This window comes from Aerococcus sp. Group 2 (genome assembly GCF_905125285.1).
GTDB lineage: Bacteria > Bacillota > Bacilli > Lactobacillales > Aerococcaceae > Aerococcus > Aerococcus urinae_E.
The window spans coordinates 173,866-187,899 of record NZ_CAJHPA010000004.1 but is presented as its reverse complement, the minus strand read 5'-3'; the positions used below and the strand labels follow the sequence as shown (position 1 = coordinate 187,899).

Sequence of the window (14,034 nt, the reverse complement as noted above, 5' to 3'; positions counted from 1 at the left end):
TCAAAAGTCAAACTTCTAAATAATACCGCATATATTTAGTAATTTTATATTGATTTACACTTGACTAATCGTAGGAAAGAGAGCGTGCTTCTTCAAGGCCTGTTTGGCTTGAGAACTCCCCTCCTTAAAGTAAACAAGAAGACCTAAACTCAGCAAGAGGATTGAAAATAGACCGATAGCTGGGTAGGAAATCACTACCAAAGACATCAATAGTCCTCCTAGGGCTTCTAAAATGTCCGGACTAGACATTACCCAGGCCAGACCTGACAAGGCAAAAACGGCCAGGATATATATAAGGGGAATTGCATTTAAGAAACGAAGTAACTTAACCATTTGGATCATCTCCCTACTGGTATGCTTTTTTGAGCTTTACTAAGGTTTTCTTTCCCATCTATTTTTATTATAGAAAAAAATAAATTCATGTAAAATCATAAGTCTCAAAGTGAGTTATGAGATAAAAGTTTAAATTTGAGAACAAATCCGCTAGCCTCTAGCGCGATTAGCCCTAAAAATTAAATAGTAAATCCTCAGAAAAATAAAAAGTGCCACACTTAAATGCAGCACTCCTTTAACTCTTGCTTAGTCTAAATGGTTTTCAAGGATACTTTCCAATTTTTCTTTTGGTGTGTAACCAACCAGTTGTTCAACGACTTGGCCGTCTTTTTTAACGATTAAGGTTGGGATGGACATAATACCAAATTCACGTGGGGTATCAGGATTTTCATCCACATCCATCTTAGCAAATTTTACTTGGTCGCCCATTTCTTCATCGAGTTGGTCAACAATCGGAGATTGCATCCGGCAAGGACCACACCAAGTTGCCCAGAAGTCGATTAAAACGACGCCTTCACTAGTTTCTTCTACAAAATTTTGATCAGTTAATGTTTGTACCATTTAATTTCCTCCTCAAATTATTTCAATTAGTCACTCTGTGAGCAATGCTTTAAAGTGGCAGGGAGCCGCTACTGACCTTCCCCCTCACTTTCAGGCTTAATTATAGCATGTTCTCCCATTTAGCAAAATATTTTGCTTACTTTTATTTAGTAAAGCTCTCTAGTCGCCAAATTTAACAATGGTTGCCCCTTGGCCTCCCAGATTATGGGGAGCGTAGGAGAAGGACTTGACCCGTTTATTATTTCTTAAGTATTTTTGTACCCCATCTCGAATCACTCCAGTACCGAAGCCATGAATAATGGTGACTTGGGGGTAATTGGCCAAGAGAGCTTGGTCAATATAGCGGTCAAGAGCTGTCATGGCCTCTTCATAACGCATGCCCCGGAGGTCGAGTTCGGACTTAATATTCTTACTTTGACTAGCCCGTACGCTACTCGAGCCCTTCTTCCCCTTAGACTTGGGCTGGCTCTTTTCTTGGAGCTCTAGGTCTTTTTCAGGAATTTCCATCTTCAACATCCCCATCTGAACCAACCAGTGTTTATCTTCCCGTTTTTCCACCAAGGTTCCCATCTGACTATATGGGATAACCTTGACTTCGTCGCCAACCTCCAAGTCTTTATTTTTCTTGCGTTTTTGCCGCTTGAGGACCTTGTTCTTTCTCAACTGTTGCTCTTCTTGGGTCAGGTTAGCGATTTGTTTTTGTTTGTCAATCATTTCATGTTCTTTGACGGTTTGGCCCTGAGGATTATTCTTCTGCCATTCTCTAATGTCACCCAAGAGCTTATCGGCCTTTTCCTGGGTCTTAGCCACCAAGTCATTAGCTTCCCTTTTAGCCCGGTTTAAATAAGTAATCTTATCATTTTCCAGGGCGCGGTAGGCCTTCTTCAAATCAGCCAATAACTTGTCAGCCGCTTGTAAATCTTGGCTTAAGGCTTGGTTATCCCTTTCATAGGCTTGACGTTTCTCATCCAAGTCATCGATCATTTCGTTTAAGGACTGACTTTCTTCTCCGACATAATAGCGAGCTTCATCCACGATGCTTTGGTCCAGGCCCAAGCGTTGGGAAATATCAAAGGCGTTAGACCGGCCCGGTTGACCAATCAATAGTCGGTAAGTCGGCGTTAAGGTTTTCTCATCGAATTCAACACTGGCATTAATTGCATTGGGCTCTTCAAAGGCATAGGCCTTGAGCTCGGGATAGTGGGTGGTCGCTAGAACCGTACAGCCCACTTGAGCGAGCCGGTTTAAAATTGCCATCGCTAGGGCAGCCCCTTCTTTAGGGTCAGTTCCCGACCCCAATTCATCGATTAGGACTAAGGATTGGTCATCAATTGCCTCTAAGATCGAGATAATATTAGTCATATGCCCAGAAAAAGTTGATAGGTTGGCTTCAATCGATTGCTCATCCCCAATATCAGCAAAGATATGGTCAAAGACTCCAATGCGGCTATCAGCCTTGGCAGTAATATAAAGACCTGATTGCCCCATTAGCTGCAGTAACCCCGTAGTCTTTAAGGTAATGGTCTTCCCACCGGTATTGGGCCCGGTAATGATTAACATGCGGTAGTCGCCGTCAAAGCTAATGGTATTTGCCACAGCGGTCTTAGGATTTAATAAGGGGTGGACGGCTTCTTCTAAGTTCAAAGACTGGTGATCTTGGGCAATGAGGGGCCGGTGGGCACCCTGCTTTTTCGCGTAGCGCCACTTGGCTTGGATGAAGTCAAGTTGACCTAAAATTTGATTATTTTGATTGATTTCTTGACTATGAGGAGCCAGGTCGGCTGATAATTCCGCAAAAATCCGCTCAATTTCCGCCTGCTCTTCGATCCGCAGGCTGTGGACCTTATTGTTGGACTCCATCACGACTTGGGGTTCAATATAGAGGGTCTGACCTGAGGCACTTTGGTCGTGGACCACTCCACCGAACTTGCGCCGGTATTCTTGCTTAACTGGTAAGACATAGCGGTCATTACGGATGGTCACAATTTGGTCACTCAGATAATCGGCTTGGCTGGATTTAATGATATTATCCAAACTCATCCGAATATGGACTTCTTCTGCCTTGATACTTTGGCGAATGCTGTGTAAGTGGCTGCTAGCTTCATCATAGACAGAACCATCACTAGCAATGGCCTGGTTAATCTTTTTAGCCAGTTCCTTATGGTTAGCAAAGTCACTCACATAGCCTTGCATTTGCTCGACGTCAAGGTCTAAGTCCTCAATCTCTTTAAAGAAATGACTGACCTCACTGACACTTTTCAAAACCCGACCCACATGGGCGAGTTCTTGGCCATTCAAGATGCCGCCGATATCTAAGCGCTTCATCAAAGGCCCCACATCAACTAATTGACCCAGTGGCAAACTGCGTTGGGCTTCATCAATGCTTTGCATTTCATCTACATCAGTCAAAGCGGATTCAATCTTTTCGGGGTCGGTCATGGGTTTAAGCTGTAAGGCTAGGTTTTTACCCAGGGCCGTCACAGTTTCTTTGGCTAGGGCCCCAGTAATTTTATCGAATTCTAAGATTTTTTCTATTTTTTTATTCACAGAGATGCTCCTTTTTCACGATAAACTGACCATCTAATAAAAAAAGAGGCTATGACCAAAATCCTAGCTCTCTTCAAAATACTACCTTTCTAATCCAAATGTGCCCAAGTGCGAGATGAGCTCCATCTCAGAAATCCTTGCAAATCCTCTTCGAGGATTTACTACCAATTTCTTCCAATTGCTATAGGAGCTCGAAGCAAAGCGAGTTACAGATATAGTATGCGTAGCTCTCTCCCCTCTTATTGCACTTGTAACACTCTCCTCTAGTTAAATAGCAAGTGCTATGCCGGCAAACCATAAGTTAAAGACTTCATGGGTAAGGAAGGGGGTGCGACGGATAAAGAACTCTGCCACACTATTATGACTTAAGAAGCTTTGGACACCTTCCAGTCCCAGTAAAGACAAAATGGCGAAAACAAAAAACAAGGTAAACCAGGCAGTGATAAAACCAGTAATAAAGCCGCCCAGGCTCAAGACCTTTCCTTGGCCTTTTTTATACTTAGATGGTGAGAAGAGGTAAAGAATAAAACTCTTAATAACTTGGATCCCCACTAAAATAAGGGCAAAGGCCATGGCACGGTAGTAAATCACATCCATATTAGTCAAAACAGCATCAGGATAGTATGAGAAGTCACTAGTCATGGAATAGCCGGGAAAAGGGATAATCAATTCTAATTTCTCCGCTAAAGGTAAAAAGTACTCCTTAGCCACAAAGAAACTAACTCCCAAGGATAGGACCTGCAGGAGCTGCACACCAAAAGTCCGACGACTATAATCCATAATAGTTAAGGCGAAAAATATTAGGACTAAGATTAAGGTAATGGTGGTATTAGACAAGCCAAGTCCTCCTTTCTAATCACGGGGCGTCTTGGAGAGGCCTTGGGCTTTCTTGGCTGCAAAGGGATCATAGTAAACCACAGAAGGGTCTGCTTTTTGCTTGCCTTGGCTAGCTTTAGTCTGCTTGGAAGTCTTTTTACTACTTTGTCCTTTATTTTCACTCACTTTAGCTGACTTAACCTGGTTTTGACTTTCACGGAGTAAGTTTTGACTAGCTTGGCTATAGGAAGGTTGACTTTTAGCTTGGATTAGCTTGCCCCCTTCAGAAAAAGCGGTCAAATGAGGTTGTTGAATGGTTTGCTTTAAGGCTTGTAGTTCCGACTCTAAGCGGGCTTTTTGCCGGCTGAGGCGTTCAATTTGCTCTCTTTGACTGGCGATTTCGGCTTCATTTTCCAGCCAGTGGGAGGTAGCATTGACAGCGACTAAGAGAGCCATTTTCTGATTAGAGAGAATGGAAGGTTTGCTTTTAATTTCATTTAAGACGATATTCACCCGGCGAACCACTTCTTCAATATGTTCTTCAGATTTATTGCCGATGATTTTTACAGTTTGTTTTCCAAAATGAGCGGTATACTCTTGCTGCGACTCAGACATGAACAGTCTCCTTTCCTGAACATTTTACTCCTTATTCTACCATTGACCCGAGCCTTTGACTAGGGAGAGTGTGCCAAAAGTCAAAAGTGCGCTGAAGCTTAGGACCAAGTTTTAATCATTAGTACTAAAAAAGGACCGAGAAAGTTATCCCAGCCCTTTATCAAGTTTATAAAAATCTATTTGTCATCTTGCGTCTTATCTGCTTCTAAAATTTCTTTTAATTCATCGGCAACAAACTGAACATCGGTACCAACTACGATTTGTAAATTATGGTCATTCACTTTTCTTAAACCAGGAACACCGGTAGCCTTGATTTTGCCTTCATCAATCGCATTGGTATCTTTCAATTGGAGACGTAGGCGGGTAGCGCAATTGGCTACTAATTGGAGGTTATCTTTTCCCCCAAGGCCTTGGTAAATATTTTGGGCCATGACTTGGTATTTATCTCCAGTTTGGCTAGAAGCCTTAGCAGCATGGCTTGTTGTTTGATCTGCTTCACTGACCGCTTCCCGTCCTGGGGTTTTAAAATCAAAGCGACGAATTAAGAAGTCGAAAAGGAAGAAATAAATGACAAACATGGCTAGACCTAAAACAAGGATCATCCATTGGTTATTAGCCATAGGCATCCGCCAAGACAAGACCATATCAATCAAACCTGCTGAGAAGGAAAAGCCTAGGGTTGCATGTAAGGCTGAACAAATAAATAGGGACAAGCCAGTTAAACAAGCATGGACTGCGTAAAGGGCTGGGGCGGCAAACATAAAGGAAAATTCCAGTGGTTCGGTAATCCCAGTCACAAAGGCTGCAACGGAACCAGCAATCAGTAGGGAAGCAACCGATGCCCGATTTTCTGGACGGGCATTCTTATACATGGCTAAGGCGGCCCCAGGTAAACCAAACATCATAATCGGGAAGAAACCGGCTAGGTAGCGCCCTGTCACCCCAGGTTCTCCTTGACTGGACCAGAAATTACCAATGTCATTAATCCCAATGGTATCAAACCAAAAGACATTATTAACGGCATGGTGGAGTCCAAAGGGAATCATCAATTTGTTGGTAATGCCGTAGATACCAGCTCCAATATCTCCTAAGTTAGCGATTCCGGTTCCAAAGGCTACTAAACCACCATAGACAGTGGGCCAAAGGAAGAGTAAGATAACTGCTAAAATTGCTGACAAGGCAGCCGTTACAATAGGAACGGCCCGTTTACCACTGAAGAAGCCTAGCCATTGGGGTAACTTACCATTGTGGAAACGGTTATACATTTCCCCAGCAAGGACCCCGGAAATAATCCCTATGAAGACATTATTAATAGCTTTAAAGGCTGGGTTAACTTGGTCGATGGCTTGGCCGGTGATTCCACTTAAAATTTCCGGACTTAATAAGGTCGTGATCATTAAGAATGAAACCGCCCCACTCAAGGCAGCTGCCCCATTATTATCTTCAGCAATCCCCATGGAGATTCCCAAAGCAAAAAGTAACGGCAAGTTATTAATCACGACTAAGCCTGCTTGAACTAAGAAAGTTGCTAAAACGTTCGAACTTCCTTGTAAGGCATTCGCATCGATGGCATAGCCAGTCCCCATAAATAAAGAGGCCACTACCAATACGGAAACAGGCAGCATCAGGGATCGGCCAATTTTTTGTAAGTAATCTAACATATGAAATCTCTTTTCTCTCTAGAATTCAACAATTTAACGTCTCAAGGACTGAGCCATTTTGAAATAAGTGTGGCGCTTACCACGGACAGCAATGCTTAAGGCCATAATATTCTCGGGGTCTGGCATTCGTCCATAGCTCCCATCACCAATATGATGAATATCCGCCCCAACCTGTTTATTATTTAAGGCAAAGGTGCGAATAGTTTCTGGGCTAGCGCTTTCTTGGCTGGTACCAATAGTTGCCATCACTAAGCCGTCTTGGGCTTGGACCGCTTGGCAAGCTTGATGAGCTTCTTCTAGTAATACTCCAGGCACCGTGCCGACGCTAGGCATCAATACCCCGTCCGCTCCTGCTTCAATAAATTGAGTAAATAAGCTAGCATCAATCAAAGTTTCTCGTTTACCGGCACCATGCATTTTTCCCGCTAAGATTAAACCAGAATAGGCTTGCTGGCCTCCTGCTAGTGCAGCTAAGATATCGGCATTGGTCACCCCGGTTGAAGGATTTGCGGTTACCATGACAAAATCCACGCCCAAGTCTTCCGCCGCAGCAAAAGCTTCTGGACTGGCCCGCCTTCCGGGACTAATTTCAATCTTTTCATCGAGGACCTGACTGCCCGCAGAAACGGGTTCCAGGTTGATACCAATGGGACGCCCGGTAAGTTCTTTAATGGCTTCAATCACAAGCTTCTTGCTTTCAAATCCCTTGATTTGGGGGTGAAAGACATCCAATTCATTCAAACAGATGAGGTCTGCACCAAAAGCCGTCATCACTTCAGCGTTGGTTAGCCCCTCAATTAAAGGAGCAGCGGTTACCACTGTTTCAGCCATAATAATCCGGCCTTCACTGGCTTGAATGCTTCTTTTGAGCTCATCCTTAGTAAAGTTTTTAACTTCACTGGGAAAAGCACTTATCAAACGTTTCATAAATCGACTTCCCACCTATCTAAGAAAAATCTGAATTCCCTGCAGCAATTATCATAATTGAAAAAAGTAAGCATCTCAATATCTTTTTAGTTATTAATGAAAAAAGCACCCCTGCGAGTGCTTTCAAAAGGAATCATCGATTATCGGGTGAATACTTCTCTTCAATACCACTGAACCAATAGGAGAAAATAACCCCTGCAACAAACATTACTATGGCCAAAATTAAAGTCGTCATAAAACTCAAGCCTGTTTCCATTAAACCTTCTGGGGTAAAGGCTGGAAAGACCACGGTCGGAAAGATGGCTAAGGAAGATCCGATCACAGTCCCTAAAATAAAGTGGTACATCTTGGCATAGTAGTGGTCAAAGAGCCAGTTGGCCACTTTAGCTAAGGCCAGGACACAGAGGATAGCACCAAGACCTAGAGGAATAATGACGCCCATGTTTAAGTGAGAAATTCCCGCTGACATCTTTTCGTATAAGCCAAAGTAAATCAAGAAATTACTTGGACTCATCCCTGGCACAATTACACCTAAACCGATCAAGGCTCCAGAAAATAACCAGACCCCAAAACTAGGCGTTAAGTGGGAAAAATGTTGGCCACCAAAGACCATTAAGGCAAATAAGGCCAAGGCAGTCAGCCCCATGACCAGGTAATCGGTAGTGCTTCGCCCTTCTTGGCCGGCTTGTTTAAAGAGAGAAGGAAAAGTTCCTACCACAAAACCGATAAAGAGGCAGGTAAAGAGGGCCTCATAAGAGCCAAAGGCCTTCATGACGAAGAAGGAAAAGAGAATAATCCCAATAACAAAACCGATACCTACCGGGATAAAATAGCGAACATTTTGCCAAAATTTATGGGTAATATTACCTAAGAAATTCAGTAGTTTATCATAAATACCAAAAATAACGGCCAAAACCCCGCCGGATAAACCCGGTAGGATCCCCCCAATACCGACAAAAGCTCCTTTAACTAAGCGTAACCACCAGTCCTTTGAAAAGACTTTGTCTTCATTTTCAATGTCATTATTATGTGAATCAGTCATTAAAATGCCTCCAAATTAATCATTAATTTCACCATTATAACCGAAATTCAGCCGTATAGGCCATTTTTCGGTAAAATTAAACTTTCTTTAAAGAGTAGGCCGATTTGCCCAACTAATATTTACTCTGCCCGTAAGGCTTCGACCGGATCAAGTTTGGAAGCCCGGTTGGCGGGTAGGAGGCCAGAGATAGTAGCAATCACCACGGCAATCGCTAAGCCAATAAGTAGGAATTGCCAAGTAATATCTAACATGGAAACTTGGAATAGCTGGTTTAAGACCTGGTTAGCCAGACCAGCAAAGGCAATGGCCAGTCCTCCCCCTAAAAGTCCGGAGAAAAGACCGATCAAGAAGGATTCAGAAATAAAGATACGACGAATATCCTTGCGCCGTCCTCCAATGGCCTTAATGACCCCAATTTCTTGGGTCCGTTCTACGACACTAATATAAAGAACGGTTAAAATCATGATTGCAGACACCAGTAAGGAAATACCGGCCACACCGATAAGGACAAAGGTGAAGATATCAATCATTTCCGTAAAGGTTTTGACCAAACTTTCGGTGGCCGAGCCCCGATAGCCCATATCCGCGATATTCTCCTTAATTTGTGGGGTCAGACTTTCATCTTCAGTCAGTAAATACACCACATTGGGCTTGAGGTCAATGTCTTAGTCTGCTGCTAAGGTTTCCAAGTCATCATAGTTTAAGTAGACGGTGTCAAAGATAGCAGCTGATCCCATAGTTTCGTCAGCCTGGTAAATGCCAGAAATCGTAAAATCTGATTTAAGATCTTTTTGTTTCAAAGTCAACTTGAGAGTCAGCTTTTGACCGATTGCTGACTGACCAGTATCTTCAGCCAACTTATCGGCAATCCCCCGACTAACTAAGATTTCCCCCTGTTCAGGTAAATGGCCTTCAGGCAGGTTAGCGGGAGTGATTAATGATGAAATCGTCTGTAAGTTCATGAAGGGGTAGGTCTGATCCTCTTTTTTGAGGTAATCGGTCCCTAAAGAGAAATTGGTATAGCCAACTTCAAGGTCTTCTACTCCCGATATCGCCCCAAGTTCTTCAATATTTTTCTGCTCAAAGGTCGGATCTTGAAAATCGGGGCTGATAGTGGTTTGGGGAAGATTTTGTCCCTCTTTTGACCGGTTGCGCTCTTCCATGGCTTCCATTTCTGGATTATTCATAGGCATGCGGACTTCAGTCACCTGGGGATTGACCTGGCTTTCCATGGTATCTGTTAAATAATTATTGACCCCCGACCCTAAAGCTAACATCAAAATAATACTCATGATCCCTACTGAAAAGCCAAAGGCAATCAAGAGATTACGCGACCACTTGGCCCGCATATTCTTTAAGGCCAGTTGGATAGCTGACCAGAAAGAAAAGGCATTGGAAGGGGCTTTCTCCACTTGGGGCAGCTGGCGCATGCCTTGATAGTTGGCCAGTGCCCTTTGATTTTCACTAACCCTTTCATCGGCAACGATTTCGCCGTCACCAATCCTGACTAAACGGCTAGCGATACCAGCCACTGCTTGGGAATGGGTGACAATAAGGACTAATTTTCCCGAAGCAGCGATTTCCTTAAAAATATCTAAGACGGCGTCAGCTGTCTGTGAATCTAAGGCTCCGGTCGGCTCATCAGCGATAATAATTTCTGGATTATTGACTAGGGCTCGGGCAATAGCCACCCTTTGCTTTTGCCCACCTGATAACTGGTTGGGCCGCTTATGGATTTGCTGACCGAGGCCTAGTTGGTCAAGGACAGCCTGGGCTTGCTTTTCCCGTTTTCTTTTAGGAATATTGGATAAATTCATCGCTAGGGCCACATTTTCTAAGACCGAAAGATGGGATATTAAGTTAAAATTTTGAAAAACGAAGCCAATCTTATCCTTATGGTAATTAACTAAGTCGCGCTCCTTGAAGTCAGCGATATTCTCTCCTTCAACTCGAATTTCTCCAGTAAAATCAGTATCTAAACCACCAATTAAGTTCATGAGGGTGGATTTACCGCTTCCTGATTCACCAACAATGGCGACTAATTCTCCAGCTTCAAAATCCAAGTTAATGTCCTTTAAGGCTTGGAATCGGTCGCCATTAGCTAGAGAATAGTATTTATTCACGGCATTTAAGCTTAATATTGCCATATGCTTACTCCTTACTTTTACTTGCTTTTTATTAGGAAAGCTTTGACTAAGACAGTCTCTTAGCCAGTTACTTCATTGAGTGAGTACTCACTTTTAACTCATGTACAGTAACACTAAGTCCTCCAGAGAGCAAACAATATGACAATTACCAGGCCTTGCTGGCAATAATAGGATTTAGCAACACAGGCCCCTGACAATAAAAGCTTCAATATAAGACAAGGCTTGAGCAAAATCTTCCTGACTCCCACTTTCGAATTGAACCCACTGGAAGGATAAAATCGGTGAAATCATGAGCCGAACAATCAGAGCATTGGGCCAGTTATTCAGTTCTCCCTTGTCCTTAAAATACTCTAGAATGTTAAAAAAGCCCGTTTTCAAGTGTAGCGGAATTAATTCCGCCAAGCGCTTTAAGAAATTTTCCCGGTAAAGCATCTCTTGGGCAAATATTTTCATCACCTTGTAGTGGTCAGAATTCTCTTGGAAACAATTGGCTAGAATATGGTGGACAAAGTCTTGGAAGGTCCACTGGTCATCTTTAATCCGCTCTAAGTCAAATTCTTGGGCATATTTTTCCTTAGACATTTCAGCAATGATGGGTAAGATACAAGCGAAGAGTAAGTTTTGTTTGCTCCCAAAATGTTTGAAGAGCGTTCCTTCCCCTACGCCGGCCCGTCCAGCGATTTCTTTCGTCGAAGTATTGCTGTAGCCGTAATCGGCAAATAAATCAATACTTGCTTGGAGGATAGCATGCTGGCGCGGGGTCAAGGCTTCCTGACGCGAAAATTTTCCTACAAAGTTTTTTATATATGCATCCATCAACAAGTCCTCAATCTTTTTAAATTATAGTAATGCTTTTATTATATCAAAACCTTCACTATTTAATAAATAAATTAAAATATTTTTAAGTTATATACAAACAATATTAGCCCCTCTATTCTTATCGCTAAACCCGTCCACAAAAAAGAGGCAAGACCTTGGTCTCACCTCTTCTAGAGTCTAAAATAATGTGTATTTTAGCGGGCACCGCCGCCTCCGCCTCCGCCGAAGGCTCCGCCCCCGCCACCGAAGCTCGAAAAGCCACCGCCACCACTGGACATGGCTGAGGTCATTTCTGGAGCTAGGGATTGGTTATAAGAACGGTTCATGGCATTAGCAATATAGTAATACTGCCAGAAATTAATATCATTAGCCCCGGTATACACGGATTGTTTTTCAAAATCAGGATAGAGGCTGGCGAATTCTTTGGCAACTTCTTCAGCAATTCCTAAAACCGCTGCATAAATTAATAAGCGGTCCCAAAGTGCCACTTCTTGGGCACCCCGTTCATTTAATAAGGAGAAATCCTTAAGATAGTTGTAGAATTTGACCCAATTATCTCTTAATTGATGGCCTTTATCGGTAAAGGGATAAGTCACCTGGCTATCCGCTAGGTAGCGCTGGTCTTGGTCTTCCTTAGCCTTGGCATAGGTCTTATTTTGAATGAAGTTCCCCGCCAGCAAGTAGTTTTTACTATAAGAGCGGTAAGATATGGAGACACCTTTTAGTCGATCCGTACGGCTTTGACAATATTTTTTGAAGTCCTTTTCTGAAAACTGACCCTTGTCATCCGCAACTTCATTAAAGATCCGCCACCAGTCCTTAATCGGATCCAGATCTGGAGCTTGATAAGCAGAATTTACCATAAAGTAATGCTTATCCTTCAACAGACCCGCTTCGCCCCCTAACTTGAGACCACCTTCTTTAACTAAGTAAAGGATGGTACCAGTTAAATAGTTGCTATCGAGGCCATCAATGGCCAGCTGGTCCAAAATGAAGTAATCCGAATAAATATTATCAGCCGGCAGGTCACGGTAATACTGACCGTCTAATTCCTGACTTCTCCGTTCAAGAGAAGGATACCATTTCTTCAGGGCTCGGTTCCTCTTGATGGCCTGACGCACGCCGGCTAGAATACCAACTACACCAAGGCCGCTAAGTCCTATCAGGCCCCATTTGACCGCCTTAGGCATCCGCTCACCCGGCATGGAGGTGATGTCTTCAACCGAAGCATTACTATCATAGTCTTCCCAGTTATAGTCGGAGCCTTCAAAGGCTTCCTTGACATAATCATCAAAGGCCTTATCCGAAGTCCACTGGGTTGGATAGGTCCCTTGAGGAATACGGACTAAGAGAATACCGCTCCCAGAGCTAGGTAGGCTTTCCTTGGATTCAGCAACCACCTTCCCGCCTTCAACATGGAGTTGGCCCCGAAAGCCAAAGCCCCATACTCGGTTATTTTCCAGGTTAAAATCTTCCTTTTCAGAAGCAATGGTCATGCGGATACTTTCCGGACTATCGGCCAGATTATCGGAAATAAAGCGCCAATAGATCATTTGATTAGTGGTCGTTTGCATCACAAAATTAGAGATTCTATAGGACACCTGGTAAGTGTGACGACCATAGTCAGAAATCCCCCAATTGAGCTCACTATTTTCATTGCGACCAAATTGATAGGCCTTGGCAGCAAAAGAAGCATCCACATCCCAAGACTTTTGTGGGCTAAAGGGTTGACCGTCCATGCTGACCTGGTAGTCAGTTAATTCTTGGGCATCTGTCAAGACCAAGGGCTTATAAATTTCGGTTCCTTCATGGGTGGTAATGTCCCAGTGCTCGGTAATCTTGGCGGATCCATCTTCCTGGAGGACAGTATCCACCGTGATGGAATGAATATCCTGGTCGACCGCCAAGACAGGCTCCTGGTCTGAACGAACTAGATCAAAGGAAAAGATAAAAGCCAGCACCAAGGCCAGTTTAAGCAATGGAGAAAATAGGCGTTTGACTACCATTGAGGCATCTCCTGTTTTTCCTCACTGCCACGGAAGTATTCTTCAGGATAAAAACCGGTCATCCCCGCAACTAGGGAATTAGGGAAGGTTTTAATAGTGCGGTTATACTTAGTGACCGTATCATTAAAAATCATCCGGGCTTGGCGGACATTGTTTTCATAGTTATTCACACTGTCCATAGTGGTTTGGTAGACGGAGGCAGCCTTCAGTTCAGGATATTGTTCGACCACGACGTCAATTGACCGCATCGCCTTTTGGAAGAGGTCTTGGTCATGCTCCACTTCTTCAACCGTAGCATCAGGATTAATTTTTTGCCGGTTTTTCACCACATTAATCAAGGTGTCCGCTTCATGGCTTTGGTAGTTCTTGGTCGCTTGGATCAAATTTGTCAGGGCGTCCCAACGTGATTCCACTTGAGCAGCAATTTGCCCCATGGAATTATCAATCATTTCCTTGGATTGGATCATGCGGTTATAAGCACCGATCCCCCAAACAACGATTAGAACGAGAATAACAACGAGTACGATTGCGATAATCATTATATTTCCTCCCTTTGAATG

At 43.4% G+C, this 14,034-nt stretch carries 13 protein-coding genes; all 13 read right to left on the bottom strand.

All coding sequences use genetic code 11. The features are described from left to right. Positions 1-54: 54 nt before the first annotated feature. The 13 genes from JFU01_RS06990 to JFU01_RS06935 all read right to left on the bottom strand — a co-directional run bounded on the left by JFU01_RS06990 (position 55) and on the right by JFU01_RS06935 (position 14,013). Positions 55-333 carry a hypothetical protein gene (locus JFU01_RS06990; RefSeq protein WP_195856388.1) on the bottom strand — a complete coding sequence of 93 codons (279 nt, stop codon included), beginning with the start codon at positions 331-333 and terminating at the stop codon, positions 55-57. A 246-nt stretch (positions 334-579) separates the two neighbouring features. Then, positions 580-894, bottom strand: coding sequence for a thioredoxin (trxA, locus tag JFU01_RS06985; protein WP_064292157.1), 315 nt, complete (start codon positions 892-894; stop codon positions 580-582). Between the two features lie 159 nt (positions 895-1,053). Then, positions 1,054-3,441 (bottom strand): endonuclease MutS2, encoded by a 2,388-nt coding sequence (locus JFU01_RS06980; RefSeq protein WP_195856387.1) that lies wholly within the window; start codon positions 3,439-3,441, stop codon positions 1,054-1,056. A 267-nt stretch (positions 3,442-3,708) separates the two neighbouring features. Further along, positions 3,709-4,278 (bottom strand): CvpA family protein, encoded by a 570-nt coding sequence (locus tag JFU01_RS06975; RefSeq protein ID WP_195856386.1) that lies wholly within the window; start codon positions 4,276-4,278, stop codon positions 3,709-3,711. Positions 4,279-4,293: 15 nt separating this feature from the next. Next, a complete protein-coding gene (locus JFU01_RS06970; protein WP_195856385.1) occupies positions 4,294-4,872 on the bottom strand; it encodes a cell division protein ZapA in 579 nt (192 codons plus the stop codon). Between the two features lie 176 nt (positions 4,873-5,048). Beyond that, positions 5,049-6,533 (bottom strand): N-acetylglucosamine-specific PTS transporter subunit IIBC, encoded by a 1,485-nt coding sequence (nagE, locus tag JFU01_RS06965; protein WP_195856384.1) that lies wholly within the window; start codon positions 6,531-6,533, stop codon positions 5,049-5,051. Between the two features lie 33 nt (positions 6,534-6,566). Then, complete coding sequence (locus JFU01_RS06960) at positions 6,567-7,460, bottom strand: DUF7916 family protein (protein WP_195856383.1); 894 nt, start codon at positions 7,458-7,460, stop codon at positions 6,567-6,569. 133 nt (positions 7,461-7,593) lie between these two features. Continuing rightward, on the bottom strand, positions 7,594-8,502 hold the full coding sequence (locus JFU01_RS06955) for a DUF368 domain-containing protein (RefSeq protein WP_195856382.1): 909 nt from the start codon (positions 8,500-8,502) through the stop codon (positions 7,594-7,596). Positions 8,503-8,621: 119 nt separating this feature from the next. After that, positions 8,622-9,083 (bottom strand): ABC transporter permease, encoded by a 462-nt coding sequence (locus JFU01_RS08920; RefSeq protein ID WP_230086953.1) that lies wholly within the window; start codon positions 9,081-9,083, stop codon positions 8,622-8,624. Positions 9,084-9,167: 84 nt separating this feature from the next. After that, on the bottom strand, positions 9,168-10,649 hold the full coding sequence (locus tag JFU01_RS06950) for an ABC transporter ATP-binding protein/permease (protein WP_230086952.1): 1,482 nt from the start codon (positions 10,647-10,649) through the stop codon (positions 9,168-9,170). Positions 10,650-10,823: 174 nt separating this feature from the next. After that, a complete protein-coding gene (locus JFU01_RS06945; RefSeq protein ID WP_195854064.1) occupies positions 10,824-11,465 on the bottom strand; it encodes a TetR/AcrR family transcriptional regulator in 642 nt (213 codons plus the stop codon). Positions 11,466-11,662: 197 nt separating this feature from the next. Further along, positions 11,663-13,474 carry a DUF2207 family protein gene (locus JFU01_RS06940; RefSeq protein ID WP_195856381.1) on the bottom strand — a complete coding sequence of 604 codons (1,812 nt, stop codon included), beginning with the start codon at positions 13,472-13,474 and terminating at the stop codon, positions 11,663-11,665. After that, on the bottom strand, positions 13,468-14,013 hold the full coding sequence (locus JFU01_RS06935) for a LemA family protein (protein ID WP_195854066.1): 546 nt from the start codon (positions 14,011-14,013) through the stop codon (positions 13,468-13,470). Before JFU01_RS06935 ends, JFU01_RS06940 begins: the two co-directional genes overlap by 7 nt. Positions 14,014-14,034: the final 21 nt, after the last annotated feature.